This window comes from Pseudomonas sp. UF-293 (assembly GCF_058245595.1).
The window spans coordinates 17790-33081 of sequence record NZ_JBSICA010000011.1; the positions used below are offsets into that span (position 1 = coordinate 17790).

Sequence of the window (15292 nt, forward strand, 5' to 3'; positions counted from 1 at the left end):
ACCTTGGAATGCGTTCCCCTGTAGGAGCTGCCGAAGGCTGCGATCTTTTGATCTTGATTCACAAAAAAAGCCGCAACCCCTCAAGGTTGCGGCTTTGTCGTTTCAGCCTGTCAGATCAGTGGGCAAACAACGAGTTACCCTTCTGCCCCGCCAGCTTCTCAGGCTTGATCAGGAACTTCGCCAGCGCTGGCAACAGCCACAGCGCGCCGAACATGTTCCACAGCAGCATGAAGGTCAGCATCAGGCCCATGTCGGCCTGGAACTTGATCGCCGAGAAGATCCAGGTGCACACGCCGATCGCCAGGCACAGGCCGGTGAACAGCACCGCTTTACCGGTGGACTTCAGCGTCTGGTAATAGGCTTCCTGCAACGGCAGCCCGGCACGCAGGAAACTCTCGAGGCGGCTGTAGATGTAGATGCCGTAGTCCACGCCAATCCCCACGCCCAGCGCCACCACCGGCAGCGTCGCGACTTTCACACCGATGCCCATGAACGCCATCAGAGCGTTGCCGAGCACCGAGGTCAGCACCAGCGGCAGGACGATGCACAGCGTCGCCGCCCACGAACGGAAGGTGATCATGCACATCACCGCCACGCAGATGTACACCAGAATCAGGATGGTCAGCTCAGCCTGTTTGATAACTTCGTTGGTGGCCGCTTCGATCCCGGCGTTACCGGCAGCGAGGATGAATTCCAGGCCGTCCTTGTTGTTTTCCTTGGCGAACTCCTGCACCGCGTTGACCGCACGATCGAGGGTCTCAGCTTTGTGATCGTTGAGGAACACCAGCACTGGCGCCAGCGAGCAGCTGTTGTTGTACAGGCCATCGGCGCGGGCGATTGAGTTGTTCAGTACGTCGGGGTTGCGCGACAGGGTTTCCCATTTCAGGTTGCCCTCGTTCATACCCTTGATCATCTGCTTGGACACGGTCACCAGCGAGATCGCCGACTGCACGCCCTCGGTGTTCTGCATTTTCCACATCAGTTGATCGATCGGCGCCATGGCTTCGTAGCGCGAGCACCCTTCGGCCTTGGTCTTGACCATCACCACCAGCACGTCGGAACTGGTCGAGTAATTGCTGATGATGAAGTTGTTGTCCTTGTTGTAGCGCGAGTCCGGACGCAGTTCCGGCGCGCCCTGGTCGAGGTCGCCGATCTTCAGGTTCTGGCTGTACCAGAGGCCGCCACCGAAGGCGATCAGAGCCAGGGCTACCGAAATCGGTGCGACTTTCGGGCTGGCGAAGTTCGACAGCAGACGCCAGAACGGATGTTCGCGGTTGGCGTCCTTCTTGCTCTTGGCAATCGCGCGCTTGCTGATGCCAACATAGGAAATCGCCACCGGCAGCAGAATCAGGTTGGTGAACACGATCACCGCAACGCCGATTGACGCGCCGATAGCCAGTTCACGGATCACCCCGATGTCGATGATCAGCAGGGTAATGAAGCCCACCGCATCGGCCAGAATCGCGATCATCCCCGGCAGGAACAACTGGCGGAAGGTGCGCCGTGCAGCGGTCAGCGCGTTATCGGCCTCGCTGGATTGCAGGGCGATACCGTTGATCTTCTGCACGCCGTGGGAAATACCGATGGCGAAAATCAGGAACGGCACCAGCATCGAATACGGGTCGAGCCCGAAGCCGAAGAAGTGCATCAACCCGAGCTGCCAGACCACTGCCACCAGCGTCGTGCTCAACACCGCGATGGTGCTGCGCAGGCAGTTGGTAAACCACAGCAGCAGAATCAGGGTGATGACGAAGGCGACACCGAAGAACAGCACCACCATCACCAGACCATCGATCAAGTCGCCGACCTTCTTGGCGAAACCGACGATGTGGATCTTGATATTGGGGTTCTGCGCTTCGAATTTGTTGCGGATCTTGTCTTCGAGCTCATGGGAGAACTGGCGATAGTCCAGCGCGAGCAACTTGCCTTGGTCCTGCGGGTCCGGATAGGCCTCCAGCAGTGGGATGTCGACGATGCTCGACTTGAAGTCGTTGGCCACCAGACGCCCGACCTGGCCGGACTTGAGCACGTTGTTGCGCAAAAGATCGAGGCTGTCCTGAGAGCCGTTGTAGCTCTGCGGAATCACTTCGCCGCCGGCGAAACCCTCTTCGGTCACTTCGGTCCAGCGCACGCTCGGGCTCCACAGCGACTTCAGCCCGGAACGATCAACTCCGGAAATGTAGAACACTTCGTCGTTGATCTGGCGCAGGGTCTCCATGTACTCCTTGGAGAAGATGTCGCCGTCGGTGGCCTCCACCGAAATACGCACGGTGTTGCCGAGGTTCGCCAGATCGTTGCGGTGCTCCATCATCTTTTCGATGAAGGGATGCTGCAGCGGGATCATTTTTTCAAAACTGGTCGACGGCCGGATCAGCGTGGCCTGCCAGAACAGGAAAATGCTCACCACCAGGCAGATCAGGATCACGGCCGGGCGGTTGTTGAAGATCAGGCGCTCGAGAACCGTCGCCTTTTCCTGCTGAGGAGTGATCAAGGAAGTCATAGCCCCGCCTTATTGTTATTGGTCTCGGCACCGTTTGGCTGGGTGATGTGCAAACCACCCTGCCCGGTCAGAATCAGGTTGCCGTTGCCGGCGGCAGTGACCGACGACAGCGAAATGCGATCCGGGCGGTTGAACACGCTGAAGGTTTCGCCGTTATCGCTGCTGCTGATCACCGAGCCGCCGTTGCCGACGATGACGATCGAGCCGTCTTCCAGCAGCGTGCCGCCGGACAGGCCGAACTCCAGCGCACCGCGTGCGGCTTTGAGTTCGACCTGCTCCCAGTTGCTGCCGAAATCGGTGGAGCGATAGAGGTTGCCGCGCAAGCCGTACGCCAGCAGGGTCTGCGGCTGCGCCGTGCCGATCACGCCGAACAGCGAACCTTCGTACGGGCCTTCAAGCTTTTCCCAGGTCTGGCCGTCATCGGCGGAGCGGAACATGCTGCCGGACTCGCCGACGATGAACAGCCCGGCGTCTTTCACAGAGGCGATGGCGTTGAGGTGGAACTGGTCTTCGTTGTCGAGGCGATCGCTGACGTCTTCCCAGTGCTTGCCGCCGTCGGCGGTTTCCAGCAGCGTGCCGTAGGCGCCCACGGCAAAGCCGCTGCTGGCGTCCTTGAACCAGACGTCGAGCAGCGGCGATTCGCGTGCAAGGTCTTCGAATTGCTTGGTCCAGGTCAGACCGCCGTCTGCACTGGCGAGAATCTGCGCGTCGTGGCCCACGGCCCAACCGTTTTTGTCGTCGACGAAATACACGGCGGTGAGCAGTTGCCGCGTCGGCACCTTGGCCTGGGTCCAGGTCTTGCCCTGGTCATCGGAATAGACGATGTGCCCGCGATCGCCGACCGCGACCAGACGCGCGCCAGCATGGACGACATCAAGAATCAGGCTTTTCGCGGCCTTGGCCGATTCGGTGGCATAGACCACGTCAGCCGGGGCCTCGGCGGCAATCACGGGTGCCGATAACGTGGCAAAGCCCAGCAGCGAGAGTGCTGTGGCCAGCAACGCGGTGTTGCGTAACGCCGGCGGGCGGCAACGACTCATAGACCTTCCCCTATTTATTATTGTTGGGCCATCGGGCCTTCAAGGGCGCCGCAAGGGTGCTCGGCTAGTGGCAGATCAGAAGCATAGTCCTGAAACCCGCAATCCAGAGCCCCTTCGGAAGCTGGCTCATCCTATCGGGCTTTGCAAATGTCTGACAATCGGCGCCACGTTATCTTTTGTTAACCGGCATCAGCCTCGCTTGGCCTGCGGTTTCCATTGTGGGAGGGGGCTTGCTCCCGAATGCGATGTGTCAGCCACCAGAGACGTTGCCTGATAGACCGCTTTCGGGAGCAAGCCCCCTCCCACAGGGTTTCAGGTTGTCTGGAAGATTGGCAGTAGCAGGTGAATGCGCAGCCATTCGTAAGATGGATGACGCAATTGTTGCGGAGGGGACTTGCAGGATTGGTATTATGGTATACCATCAGACGCACAGACACTCTCAATCCCCCAACGGAGCAGCTCATGAGTTTCGAAATTCGCAAGATCGTCAGCTATGTCGAAGAAACCTTTATCGAAGGCGGCAAGGCTACTGACAAGCCGGTGACCATGGTCGGCCTCGCCGTGGTGATGAAGAACCCGTGGGTGGGCAACGGTTTTGTCGAAGACCTCAAGCCGCAGATCCGCGCCAACTGCTCCGACCTCGGCGCAATGATGGTCGAGCGTCTGGTCGGCATCATCGGCGGTGCCGAGAAGATCGAGGCCTACGGCAAAGCGGCGGTAGTCGGCGTTGACGGCGAGATCGAGCACGCGTCGGCTGTAATCCACACCCTGCGCTTCGGCAACCACTACCGCGAAGCGGTGAAAGCCAAGAGCTACCTGAGCTTCACCAACAAGCGCGGCGGTCCGGGTACTTCGATTCAGATCCCGATGATGCACAAGGACGACGAAGGCCTGCGTTCGCACTACATCACCCTGGAAATGCAGATCGAAGACGCGCCGCGTGCCGACGAAATCGTCGTCGTGCTCGGTTGCGCCGACGGTGGCCGCCTGCACCCGCGCATCGGCAACCGCTACATCGATCTGGAAGAACTGGCTGCCGAAAAAGCCCAGTAATCACAACAAGAAAGGCATTGCAGGAGCGCTCCATGATTCGGCTCACCGCTGAACTCACCCCGGCTGGCACCAGTTACCTGGCGACCGGCCAAGGCCAGCCCGTGGTTTTGATCCACGGCGTGGGCCTGAACAAAGAAATGTGGGGCGGGCAGATTGTCGGCCTCGCCAGCCAGTACCAGGTAATCGCCTACGACATGCTCGGCCACGGCGCCAGCCCGCGCCCGGCCAGCGGCACCGACCTGCTCGGTTACGCTGATCAGTTGCTCGAGTTGCTCGATCACTTGAACGTGCCGCAGGCGGCGGTGATCGGTTTCTCCATGGGCGGTCTGGTCGCGCGGGCCTTCGCCCTGCATTACCCGGAGCGCCTGCAAAGCCTGGTGGTGTTGAACAGCGTGTTCAACCGCAGCGAAGAACAGCGTGCCGGCGTGATTGCCCGCACTGCGCAGGCCGCCGAACATGGCCCGGACGCCAACGCCGAAGCCGCCCTGTCACGCTGGTTCAGCCGTGAATATCAGGCGGCCAACCCGGCGCAGATCGCCGCGTTGCGCCAGACCCTGGCCAACAACGATCCGCAAGGCTACCTGACCACCTATGAATTGTTCGCCACCCAGGACATGTACCGCGCCGACGACCTGAGCAGCATTCAGGCGCCGACGCTGATCGCCACCGGCGAACTCGACCCTGGCTCAACGCCGGAAATGGCCGAGCAACTGGCCCGGCGCATCCCCGGTGCGAAGGTTGCCGTGCTGCCCGAGCAACGGCATATGATGCCGGTAGAGTCGCCGCGTCTGGTCAACCAGATGCTGCTGGAATTTCTCCAATTCGCACACTCCCGACAAAACCATATAAAGGGGATCGTTGCATGACACTCGCACGCTTCCAGATGTGCATCGGCGGAGACTGGGTCGACGCCCTCTCCGGCAAGACCTTCGAAAGCCTCAACCCGGCCTCCGCGCAAGCCTGGGCGGAACTGCCCGACGCCGATGAAGCGGACGTCGAACGCGCCGTGCAAGCAGCGCAAACGGCCTTCGACAGCCCGGCGTGGCGCGGCCTCACCGCCACTGCGCGGGGCAAATTGTTGCGCCGCCTCGGTGATCTGATCGCAGAAAACAAGGAACACCTGGCGCAGCTGGAAAGCCGTGACAACGGTAAGCTGATCCGCGAAACCCGTGGCCAGGTCAGCTATCTGCCGGAGTTCTTCCACTACACCGCAGGCCTCGCCGACAAACTTGAAGGCGGCACCCTGCCGCTGGACAAGCCCGACCTGTTTGCCTACACCGTGCACGAAGCCATGGGTGTGGTTGCCGCGATCATTCCGTGGAACAGCCCGCTGTACCTGACCGCCATCAAACTGGCCCCGGCCCTGGCCGCCGGCAACACGATTGTGATCAAGCCGTCCGAGCACGCCTCGGCGACCATTCTCGAGCTGGCACGCCTGGCCCTCGAAGCCGGGATACCGCCGGGCGTGGTCAACGTCGTCACCGGATACGGCCCGAGCACTGGCGCCGCCCTCACCCGTCATCCGCTGATCCGCAAGATCGCCTTCACCGGCGGCGCGGCCACGGCACGGCATGTGGTGCGCAGCAGCGCCGAGAACTTCGCCAAGCTGTCGCTGGAGCTGGGCGGCAAGTCGCCGAACATCATTTTTGCCGACGCCGATCTCGACAGCGCGATCAACGGCGCGATTGCCGGAATCTACGCGGCGTCCGGGCAGAGCTGCGTGTCCGGTTCGCGCTTGTTGGTGCAGGACGAAATCTACGACGAGTTCGTCAATCGCCTGGTCGAGCGCGCCCAGCGCATCCGCATCGGCAACCCGCAGGAAGACCACAGTGAAATGGGGCCGATGGCCACCGCGCAGCAACTGGCGGTGGTCGAAGGTCTGGTCGCCGATGCCATCGCCGAGGGCGCGCGTTTGCGCACCGGTGGCAAGCGTCCGGCGGATCTCGGCGAAGGCTGGTTCTACGAGCCGACGCTGTTCGAGTGCGACCGCAATTCGATGAAGATCATGCAGGAAGAAGTCTTCGGCCCGGTGGCTTCGGTGATTCGTTTCAAAGACGAAGCCGAAGCGCTGGCGATCGCCAACGACTCGCAGTTCGGCCTCGCTGCCGGCATCTGGACCCGCGACCTCGGTCGTGCCCATCGTCTGGCGCGCGATGTGCGCTCGGGGATCATCTGGGTCAACACCTACCGCGCGGTGTCGGCGATGGCGCCGATCGGCGGCTTCAAAAACAGTGGCTATGGACGCGAAAGCGGCATCGACTCGGTGCTGGCCTACACCGAACTGAAAACGGTGTGGATCAACCTCTCCCAGGCGCCAATGCCTGATCCGTTTGTGATGCGCTAGGAGTCCTGCGAAATGATCGAACCCGGCATTTACAAAGACGTCATGAGCTCGTTTCCGTCTGGCGTCACGGTGGTTACCACCCTAGACCCGGATGGCGGCATCGTCGGTATCACCGCCAGCGCGTTCAGCGCGCTGTCGATCGACCCGGCGCTGGTGCTGTTCTGCCCCAACTACGCGTCCGACACCTACCCGGTCCTGCGCGACAGCAAGAAATTCGCCATCCACTTGCTCTCCGCCGAGCAGACCGCCGAAGCCTACGCGTTCGCCGGCAAGGGCAAGGAAAAGGCCAAGGGTATCGAGTGGCACCTGAGCGATCTGGGCAACCCGATTCTGGCCAAGGCCACGGCGATCATCGAGTGCGAATTGTGGCGTGAATACGACGGTGGCGATCACGCGATCATAGTCGGCGCAGTGAAGAACCTGATCCTGCCCGAGCAGCCGGTGACGCCGATGATTTACCACAAGGGCAAGTTGGGCGCGTTGCCGCCGCTTACCTGAGAGCAATGCAAAACCTGTGGGAGCGGGCTTGCTCGCGAATGCGGTAGATCATGCAACATGGATGTCGACTGACACGACGCTTTCGCGAGCAAGCCCGCTCCCACAGGGGAATTGTGGTGATTGGAGGAATGATGAGTAACGAAAAGTATGAAAAAGGCCTGCAGATCCGCACGCAGGTATTGGGCGAAGCCTACGTGCAGCGCTCGATAGAGAACGCCGACGATTTCACCCGGCCGCTGCAGGAAATGGTCACCGAATACTGCTGGGGCCATGTCTGGGGCCGTGAGGGTCTGTCGCTCAAAGAGCGCAGCATGATCAACCTGGCGATGATCTCGGCTCTCAACCGCCCGCATGAACTCAAGCTGCATGTGCGTGGCGCCTTGCGTAACGGCCTGAGTCGTGAGCAAATACGCGAAATTCTGCTTCAGGTCGGCATTTATTGCGGCGTTCCGGCGGCCGTGGACAGTTTCCGGCTGGCCCGTGAAGCCTTTGCCGAAGCCGACGCCGAGGCCTCCAGTTAACCCTCGGCTGTTTTGATGCCCGTCTGGCATGGACAGCCAAGCTCAAGAGCGGACCCCATGAAACGCCAGCCACTCGACGACAGCTTCAAGGTCAATCGCAACCCCGTTACCCTGCGCGAAATCGTGCTGGACAAACTGCGTAGCGCGATCATGAATTTCCAGCTCATGCCAGGTGATCGTCTGGTCGAACGCGACCTGTGCGATCGCCTCGGCGTCAGCCGCACTTCGGTGCGTGAAGCCTTGCGTCACCTTGAGTCCGAAGGCCTGGTGGAATTCGCCGACGCCAAAGGCCCGCGCGTAGCCATCATCACCCTCGACGACGCTGTCGATATCTATGAATTGCGTTGCGTGCTCGAAGGCCTGATCGTCCAACTGTTCACCCTGCGCGCCAAGGCCAAGGACATCAAAGCCCTGGAAAAAGCCCTCGACGACAACCGCAAGGCGTTGAAGGACGGCGAGCTGCAACAGGTGATCGACTCGGTGCAGGGCTTCTACGACGTGCTGCTCGAAGGCTCGGGCAACCATGTCGCCGCCACCCAATTGCGCCAGTTGCAGGCACGCATCAGCTATCTGCGCGCGACCTCGGTCTCCCAGGAAAACCGACGCGGCGCGAGTAATCACGAGATGGAAAAAATGGTCGAGGCGATCAAGAGCGGTGATCCGCTGGCGGCGCATCAGGCGTGTGTCGATCACGTCCGCGCGGCCGCTGCCGTGGCCCTCGACTACCTCAAGCGCAAACAGGAAGAAACCGGCGTCGCCGTCAAAGGCACCCCGGCGATCACCCTGCCGATCGCGCTGAAAGAACCTCGCATAGGTCAATGACATGTTCAGCCCGAGCTTTTGCCCGAAATGCGGTGGCCCTGACCTTGGTCAGCAGACGCCGCCGGGTGATACGCACGAGCGCCTGATGTGCCGCGGCTGCGGCTATATCCACTACGTCAATCCGAAGATCATTGCCGGCTGCATCATCGAGCAGGACGGCAAATACCTCTTGTGCCAACGGGCGATTCCCCCGCGCCCTGGCACCTGGACCCTGCCGGCCGGTTTCATGGAAAGCGGCGAAACCACCGAGCAGGCAGCGTTGCGCGAAGTCTGGGAAGAAAGTGGCGTGCGCGCGGAAATCGTCTCGCCGTATTCGATCTTCAGCGTGCCGAAGATCAGCGAGGTCTACATCATCTTCCGCGCCATCGCCCTGGAGATCACCGGGCAGTACGGGCCGGAAACCATGGATTACAAGTTCTTCGCCCCGGAAGAGATTCCGTGGGAGCAGATCTACTACCCGGCGATCCGGCAGATTCTCGAGCGCTATATCGAAGAGCGCCAGGCCGGGGTTTACGGGATCTACATGGGCAATGATGACAGCGGCAAGATCCACTTCATGCGCTGATTTCCATCATTGCACTACCCTTGTAGGAGCTGCCGAAGGCTGCGATCTTTTGAATTTGACTTTAAAAGCAAAATCAAAAGATCGCAGCCTTCGGCAGCTCCTACATGGGGCTAGCGGTGTTTCCTAGTTCGGGGCGATGCCTTCTACGATGATGATCTCCGCCCTCGCCCAGTCTTCGCGGTAGCTCTTCGCCTCCTGATACGCCGCCGAGCGGTAGCACGCCACGGCCTGTTCGTAGCTCTCAAACTCGATGATCACGGTGCGCTGTGGCGTCTCCCGCCCTTCCAGCGCTTCGCTGCGCCCGCCTCTGGCGACAAACCTGCCGCCGAATGCGGCAATCGCCTGCGGGGTGCGCTGGGTGTATTGGCTGTAGTGCTCGGCATCAGCTATATCCACATGTGCAATCCAGTACGCCTTCATAGTGACCTCTTTGTTGATTTTGTATTATGGTATACCAATATATTTCCAACGAACCCTGAGAGTCCAGCATGGCCTTCAACAGCATCGAAGAAATCATCGAAGATTATCGCCTCGGCAAAATGGTCTTGCTGGTCGATGACGAAGACCGCGAGAACGAAGGCGACCTGCTGCTGGCCGCCGATCGCTGCACACCGGAGGCTATCAGCTTCATGGCCCGCGAGGCACGCGGGCTGATCTGCCTGACCCTGACCGACGAACATTGCCAGCGTCTGGGCCTGGAGCAAATGGTACCCGCCAACGGCAGCGTGTTCAGCACTGCATTTACCGTGTCGATCGAAGCGGCGGTTGGTGTGACCACCGGCATTTCCGCAGCTGATCGCGCGTGCACCGTTGCCGCCGCCGTCGCGCCGAATGCCCGCTCCGAAGATCTGGTGCAGCCGGGCCACATCTTCCCGCTGCGCGCCAAGGAAGGTGGCGTGCTGACCCGCGCCGGGCATACCGAGGCGGGTTGCGACCTGGCGCGCCTGGCCGGTTTTACCCCGGCCTCGGTAATTGTCGAAGTGATGAATGACGATGGCACCATGGCCCGCCGCCCGGATCTGGAGCAGTTCGCGCGCAAGCACGGGATCAAGATCGGCACCATCGCCGACCTGATCCACTATCGCCTGAGCACCGAGCACACCATCGAACGCATCGGTGAACGTGAGCTGCCGACGGTGCATGGCACGTTCCGTTTGATCACTTTCGAGGATCGCATCGAAGGCGGCGTGCACATGGCGATGGTCATGGGCGACTTGCGTCGTGAAGAGCCGACACTGGTGCGCGTGCACGTGATCGATCCGCTGCGCGATCTGGTCGGCGCCGAGTACAGCGGGCCGACGAACTGGACGCTGTGGGCGGCGCTGCAACGGGTCGCGGCGGAGGGTCATGGGGTTGTGGTGGTGCTGGCCAATCATGAATCGTCGCAGGCGTTGCTCGAGCGCGTGCCGCAACTGACCCAGCCGCCACGGCAGTTCAGCCGTTCGCAGTCGCGGATTTATTCCGAGGTCGGGACTGGGGCGCAGATTCTGCAGAACCTGGGGGTGGGCAAGCTGCGCCATCTTGGCCCGCCGCTGAAATATGCCGGCCTGACCGGGTATGACCTTGAGGTGGTTGAAAGCATTCCCTTCAGCGAATAACCCACTTGAAACAACATTCTCTGTGGGAGGGGGCTTGCTCCCGAAGGCGTCCTGTCAGCTGACATCAGTGTTGATTGACCCGACGCATTCGCGAGCAAGCCCGCTCCCACAAGGGATCCGCGCTTCAAACCAAATTCTGTCGAACGACAAAAAGCTTATCCGCCAGATAACCGGTAAGGCAAAGTGCTTGCACAAAGTTTGGAATACCATAATATGATATTCCATAGACCGGACACTCCAAAGAAGCACCCGGCTACTGCTCCCGACAGGCGGGCAACAACGCAAGGCCCGCTCAAAAACACAACAATGAGGGCGTGAACATGGTGTTGAACAAAGCTGCAACCGCGATCTTTTTCGCGGGACTGCTCAGCGTTACCGGCCAGGCTGCAATGGCTGCCGAAAGCGTGAATTTTGTCAGCTGGGGCGGTAGCACCCAGGATGCGCAGAAACAGGCCTGGGCCGATCCGTTCAGCAAGGCCAGCGGCATCACCGTCGTTCAGGACGGGCCGACCGACTACGGCAAACTCAAGGCAATGGTCGAGAGCGGCAACGTGCAGTGGGACGTGGTCGATGTCGAAGCCGATTTCGCCCTGCGCGCCGCCGCCGAAGGCCTGCTCGAACCCCTCGACTTCAAAGTGATCCAGCGCGACAAGATCGATCCGCGCTTCGTCAACGATCACGGCGTCGGTTCGTTCTTCTTCTCCTTTGTTCTCGGTTACAACGAAGGCAAGCTCGGCGCCAACAAGCCGCAGGACTGGAGCGCGCTGTTCGATACCAAGACCTACCCCGGCAAACGCGCCCTGTACAAATGGCCAAGCCCAGGCGTGCTCGAACTGGCGCTGCTGGCCGACGGCGTTGCGGCTGACAAGCTCTACCCGCTGGACCTGGATCGCGCCTTCAAGAAACTCGACACCATCAAGAAAGACATCGTCTGGTGGGGCGGCGGCGCGCAGTCGCAGCAACTGCTGGCGTCCGGCGAAGCGAGCATGGGCCAGTTCTGGAACGGTCGCGTGCACGCCTTGCAGGAAGACGGCGCACCGGTGGGCGTGAGCTGGAAGCAGAACCTGGTCATGGCCGACATTCTGGTCATCCCCAAAGGCTCGAAAAACAAAGACGCAGCGATGAAGTTCCTGGCCAATGCGAGCAGCGCCAAAGGCCAGGCCGACTTCTCCAATCTGACCGCCTACGCCCCGGTCAACCTCGACAGCGTGGAGCGTCTGGATTCGACGCTGGCCCCCAACCTGCCGACGGCTTACGCCAAGGATCAGATCACCCTTGATTTCGCTTACTGGGCCAAAAACGGTCCGGCTATCGCGACACGGTGGAACGAATGGCTGGTCAAATGAAAATCGCGGCCACTGCGCCTCGTCCTTCCACTGCCACCGGGAGCGCCGCCGGCGCTGCCGGTTCGTCCCTCAAGCAACGCTGGCGCGGCGCCGGCAACCTCGCTCCGGCGCTGCTGTTCCTCGGCCTGTTTTTTCTCGCGCCGTTGATTGGCCTGCTGCTGCGCGGTGTGCTGGAACCTGTGCCTGGCCTTGGCAACTACGAACAACTGTTCGCCAACTCGGCGTATGCCCGAGTGCTGCTCAACACCTTTTCGGTGGCCGGGCTGGTAACACTGTTCAGTCTGCTGCTGGGTTTTCCGCTGGCCTGGGCGATCACCCTGGTGCCGCGCGGCTGGGGCCGCTGGATCCTCAACATCGTGCTGCTGTCGATGTGGACCAGCCTGCTCGCCCGCACCTATTCGTGGCTGGTGTTGCTGCAAGCCTCGGGCGTGATCAACAAGGCGCTGATGGCCATGGGCATCATCGATCAGCCGCTGGAAATGGTGCACAACCTCACCGGCGTGGTGATCGGCATGAGTTACATCATGATCCCGTTCATCGTGCTGCCGTTGCAGGCGACCATGCAGGCCATCGACCCGATGATTCTGCAGGCCGGCTCGATCTGCGGTGCCAGTCCGTGGACCAACTTCTTCCGGGTGTTCCTGCCGCTGTGCCGGCCGGGTCTGGCCTCCGGTGGTTTGATGGTGTTCGTGATGTCGCTCGGTTACTACGTCACCCCGGCGCTGCTCGGCGGGGCGCAGAACATGATGCTGCCGGAGTTCATCATTCAGCAGGTGCAATCGTTCCTCAACTGGGGCCTGGCCAGTGCCGGCGCCGCGTTGCTGATCGCCATCACTCTGGTGTTGTTCTACTTCTACCTGAAGCTTCAACCGGAATCCCCGGTTGGCGCCAGCAACGCGAGGTAAGCCGACATGCTCCTGACCCCCAATGCCATGAGCCGGCGCATGCGTTTCGGCTTGTATGCAACCACCGGGCTGATCGGTCTGTTCCTGCTGTTGCCGATCGTGTTCATCGTCCTGCTGTCGTTCGGATCCTCGCAGTGGCTGGTGTTCCCGCCGCCGGGGTGGACGCTGAAATGGTACGGCCAGTTCTTCTCCAATCCCGACTGGATGAACGCCGCTGCCGCCAGCCTGAAAGTTGCCGTGCTGACCACGATCTGCGCCGTGGCCCTCGGTCTGCCGACCGCGTTTGCGCTGGTGCGCGGGCGCTTCCCCGGCCGCGAGATGCTCTACGGTCTGTTCACCCTGCCGATGATCGTGCCGCTGGTGATCATTGCGGTGGCGGTGTACGCGCTGTTTCTCAAGCTCGGCTACACCGGGACCATGTTCGCCTTCGTCGTCAGCCATGTGATCGTCGCGCTGCCGTTCACCATCATCTCGATCATCAACTCGCTGAAGCTGTTCGATCAGTCGATTGAAGACGCGGCGGTGATCTGCGGTGCCTCGCGCCTGCAAGCGGTGTTCAAGGTGACGTTCCCGGCGATCCGTCCAGGCATGGTCGCCGGCGCCCTCTTCGCCTTCCTCGTTTCGTGGGACGAAGTGGTGCTCAGCGTGATGATGGCGAGCCCGACTCTGCAAACCCTTCCCGTGAAAATGTGGACCACCCTGCGCCAGGACCTGACCCCGGTGATCGCCGTCGCTTCGACGCTGCTGATCGGCCTGTCGGTATTGGTCATGGTGATCGCCGCCGCCTTGCGCCGGCGCAACGAAATCAGCGCCTGAGCGCCCAGGAGTACGACATGAGTGCCGTGATCAAAGACGCATCCCAGCAGAACGACAAACCCCTGGTCAGCCTGCGCAACCTGAACAAGCACTACGGCGACTTTGCTGCCGTCGACAACATCTCGCTGGACATCAAGGACGGCGAATTCCTCACCTTCCTCGGCTCCAGCGGCTCGGGCAAAAGCACCACGCTGTCGATGCTCGCCGGGTTCGAAACACCGAGCAGCGGCGAGATTCTCGTCAACGGCCAGTCGCTGGTCAATGTGCCGCCGCACAAGCGCGATATCGGCATGGTCTTCCAGCGCTACTCATTGTTCCCGCATCTGTCGGTGCGCGACAACATCGCCTTCCCTCTGGCCATTCGCAAACTGGCGGCGGCCGAGCGCGAAAAACGCGTCGATGCGATGCTGAAACTGGTGCAGCTTGAGCAGTTCGCCCATCGCCGCCCTTCGCAACTGTCCGGCGGTCAGCAACAACGTGTCGCCATCGCTCGCGCCTTGGTTTACGAGCCGCGCATTCTGCTGATGGACGAACCGCTCGGTGCGCTGGATAAAAAGCTGCGCGAAGACTTGCAGGATGAACTGCGCCAGCTGCACCGGCGCCTGGGCATCACCATCGTTTACGTGACCCACGATCAGGAAGAAGCAATGCGGCTGTCGCAACGCATCGCGATTTTCAGCCACGGCAAGATTGTCGGGCTGGGCAGTGGTTATGACCTTTATCAAAATCCGCCGAATGCGTTCGTTGCGTCGTTTCTCGGCAACTCGAACTTCCTCAAGCTCAAGGCGCAGAGCAATGCAGCGGCGAGTTTCGAGGGGCAGTCGTTGTCGATCCGGCTCACGGCGGGATTGCACACCGATCAGGATGTGCTGCTCATGGTCCGCCCGGAAAAGGCTGTGGCGCTGAGTGTGCAGCAAGCGAGTGATGAGCCGCTGGCGGCAGGCTGGAATGAGGTGTCGGCGAACGTTGTGGAGGTGCTGTTTCTGGGTGAAAGCCAGACGTGCAGCGTGGTGACTGCGGGCGGGACCTCGATGACGGTGAAAGCGCTGTCGGCAGCAGGCATGCCACTCAAGGCCGGCGACCCGGTGCGGGTGCGCTGGGCCACGGCAGATGCTTGTGTTTATACCGAATGGACCGAGAGCGATTTGAACAAGGCTGCCGGTGCCCACTAAAATTTTCAATCCACTGAAATTCCCCTGTGGGAGCGAGCCTGCTCGCGAATGCGCTGTGTCATTCAACATTAATGGTGACTGACACAACCTCTTCGCGAGCAGGCTCGCTCCC

Annotated in this window: 15 protein-coding genes; 12 read left to right on the top strand and 3 right to left on the bottom strand. The window is 61.0% G+C overall.

Going from position 1 to position 15292, the window contains the following annotated elements; all coding sequences use genetic code 11:
* Positions 1 to 115 precede the first annotated feature (115 nt).
* Complete coding sequence (locus AC4IHP_RS14150) at positions 116 to 2500, bottom strand: efflux RND transporter permease subunit (RefSeq protein ID WP_024013186.1); 2385 nt, start codon at positions 2498 to 2500, stop codon at positions 116 to 118.
* Entirely contained in the window at positions 2497 to 3540 is a 1044-nt protein-coding gene (locus AC4IHP_RS14155) for a WD40/YVTN/BNR-like repeat-containing protein (RefSeq protein WP_490831959.1), read from the bottom strand. Before AC4IHP_RS14155 ends, AC4IHP_RS14150 begins: the two co-directional genes overlap by 4 nt.
* A gap of 462 nt (positions 3541 to 4002) precedes the next feature.
* Here AC4IHP_RS14155 and AC4IHP_RS14160 point away from each other — a divergent pair, with 462 nt between their 5' ends.
* From AC4IHP_RS14160 to AC4IHP_RS14190, 7 genes are all read left to right on the top strand, one after another.
* Complete coding sequence (locus tag AC4IHP_RS14160) at positions 4003 to 4593, top strand: amino acid synthesis family protein (protein WP_490831960.1); 591 nt, start codon at positions 4003 to 4005, stop codon at positions 4591 to 4593.
* Positions 4594 to 4625: 32 nt separating this feature from the next.
* Complete coding sequence (locus AC4IHP_RS14165) at positions 4626 to 5459, top strand: alpha/beta fold hydrolase (protein ID WP_129999509.1); 834 nt, start codon at positions 4626 to 4628, stop codon at positions 5457 to 5459.
* Positions 5456 to 6937, top strand: a complete 1482-nt coding sequence (locus tag AC4IHP_RS14170; RefSeq protein ID WP_042606772.1) for an aldehyde dehydrogenase — start codon at positions 5456 to 5458, stop codon at positions 6935 to 6937. The genes AC4IHP_RS14165 and AC4IHP_RS14170 overlap by 4 nt, the downstream gene beginning before the upstream one ends.
* 12 nt (positions 6938 to 6949) lie before the next feature.
* Complete coding sequence (locus AC4IHP_RS14175) at positions 6950 to 7435, top strand: flavin reductase family protein (RefSeq protein ID WP_460119671.1); 486 nt, start codon at positions 6950 to 6952, stop codon at positions 7433 to 7435.
* A gap of 131 nt (positions 7436 to 7566) precedes the next feature.
* Positions 7567 to 7956, top strand: a complete 390-nt coding sequence (locus tag AC4IHP_RS14180) for a carboxymuconolactone decarboxylase family protein (protein WP_024013190.1) — start codon at positions 7567 to 7569, stop codon at positions 7954 to 7956.
* Between the two features lie 57 nt (positions 7957 to 8013).
* A complete protein-coding gene (locus AC4IHP_RS14185) occupies positions 8014 to 8778 on the top strand; it encodes a GntR family transcriptional regulator (RefSeq protein WP_016775014.1) in 765 nt (254 codons plus the stop codon).
* A 1-nt stretch (position 8779) separates the two neighbouring features.
* Positions 8780 to 9343 carry an NUDIX hydrolase gene (locus AC4IHP_RS14190; protein ID WP_024013191.1) on the top strand — a complete coding sequence of 188 codons (564 nt, stop codon included), beginning with the start codon at positions 8780 to 8782 and terminating at the stop codon, positions 9341 to 9343.
* A gap of 123 nt (positions 9344 to 9466) precedes the next feature.
* Here the strand turns inward: AC4IHP_RS14190 and AC4IHP_RS14195 are convergent, their stop codons facing one another.
* Positions 9467 to 9763, bottom strand: coding sequence for a DUF1330 domain-containing protein (locus AC4IHP_RS14195; protein WP_460119674.1), 297 nt, complete (start codon positions 9761 to 9763; stop codon positions 9467 to 9469).
* A 68-nt stretch (positions 9764 to 9831) separates the two neighbouring features.
* On the opposite strand from AC4IHP_RS14195, the gene ribBA reads away from it, so the two are divergent.
* The 5 genes from ribBA to AC4IHP_RS14220 all read left to right on the top strand — a co-directional run bounded on the left by ribBA (position 9832) and on the right by AC4IHP_RS14220 (position 15180).
* Positions 9832 to 10941, top strand: coding sequence for a bifunctional 3,4-dihydroxy-2-butanone-4-phosphate synthase/GTP cyclohydrolase II (gene ribBA / locus AC4IHP_RS14200; RefSeq protein ID WP_490831961.1), 1110 nt, complete (start codon positions 9832 to 9834; stop codon positions 10939 to 10941).
* A 320-nt stretch (positions 10942 to 11261) separates the two neighbouring features.
* Positions 11262 to 12287, top strand: a complete 1026-nt coding sequence (locus tag AC4IHP_RS14205) for an ABC transporter substrate-binding protein (RefSeq protein ID WP_039763888.1) — start codon at positions 11262 to 11264, stop codon at positions 12285 to 12287.
* On the top strand, positions 12284 to 13192 hold the full coding sequence (locus tag AC4IHP_RS14210) for an ABC transporter permease (RefSeq protein WP_460125381.1): 909 nt from the start codon (positions 12284 to 12286) through the stop codon (positions 13190 to 13192). The genes AC4IHP_RS14205 and AC4IHP_RS14210 overlap by 4 nt, the downstream gene beginning before the upstream one ends.
* A gap of 6 nt (positions 13193 to 13198) precedes the next feature.
* Positions 13199 to 14008, top strand: a complete 810-nt coding sequence (locus tag AC4IHP_RS14215; RefSeq protein ID WP_007918021.1) for an ABC transporter permease — start codon at positions 13199 to 13201, stop codon at positions 14006 to 14008.
* Positions 14009 to 14025: 17 nt separating this feature from the next.
* Entirely contained in the window at positions 14026 to 15180 is a 1155-nt protein-coding gene (locus tag AC4IHP_RS14220) for an ABC transporter ATP-binding protein (protein ID WP_490831962.1), read from the top strand.
* The last annotated feature ends 112 nt before the right edge of the window (positions 15181 to 15292 follow it).

Coding starts and splice junctions, on each gene's coding strand:
- AC4IHP_RS14150 (WP_024013186.1), bottom strand. CDS start 2,500: ATGACTTCCTTGATCACTCCTCAGCAGGAAAAGGCGACGGTTCTCGAG.
- AC4IHP_RS14155 (WP_490831959.1), bottom strand. CDS start 3,540: ATGAGTCGTTGCCGCCCGCCGGCGTTACGCAACACCGCGTTGCTGGCC.
- AC4IHP_RS14160 (WP_490831960.1), top strand. CDS start 4,003: ATGAGTTTCGAAATTCGCAAGATCGTCAGCTATGTCGAAGAAACCTTT.
- AC4IHP_RS14165 (WP_129999509.1), top strand. CDS start 4,626: ATGATTCGGCTCACCGCTGAACTCACCCCGGCTGGCACCAGTTACCTG.
- AC4IHP_RS14170 (WP_042606772.1), top strand. CDS start 5,456: ATGACACTCGCACGCTTCCAGATGTGCATCGGCGGAGACTGGGTCGAC.
- AC4IHP_RS14175 (WP_460119671.1), top strand. CDS start 6,950: ATGATCGAACCCGGCATTTACAAAGACGTCATGAGCTCGTTTCCGTCT.
- AC4IHP_RS14180 (WP_024013190.1), top strand. CDS start 7,567: ATGAGTAACGAAAAGTATGAAAAAGGCCTGCAGATCCGCACGCAGGTA.
- AC4IHP_RS14185 (WP_016775014.1), top strand. CDS start 8,014: ATGAAACGCCAGCCACTCGACGACAGCTTCAAGGTCAATCGCAACCCC.
- AC4IHP_RS14190 (WP_024013191.1), top strand. CDS start 8,780: ATGTTCAGCCCGAGCTTTTGCCCGAAATGCGGTGGCCCTGACCTTGGT.
- AC4IHP_RS14195 (WP_460119674.1), bottom strand. CDS start 9,763: ATGAAGGCGTACTGGATTGCACATGTGGATATAGCTGATGCCGAGCAC.
- ribBA (WP_490831961.1), top strand. CDS start 9,832: ATGGCCTTCAACAGCATCGAAGAAATCATCGAAGATTATCGCCTCGGC.
- AC4IHP_RS14205 (WP_039763888.1), top strand. CDS start 11,262: ATGGTGTTGAACAAAGCTGCAACCGCGATCTTTTTCGCGGGACTGCTC.
- AC4IHP_RS14210 (WP_460125381.1), top strand. CDS start 12,284: ATGAAAATCGCGGCCACTGCGCCTCGTCCTTCCACTGCCACCGGGAGC.
- AC4IHP_RS14215 (WP_007918021.1), top strand. CDS start 13,199: ATGCTCCTGACCCCCAATGCCATGAGCCGGCGCATGCGTTTCGGCTTG.
- AC4IHP_RS14220 (WP_490831962.1), top strand. CDS start 14,026: ATGAGTGCCGTGATCAAAGACGCATCCCAGCAGAACGACAAACCCCTG.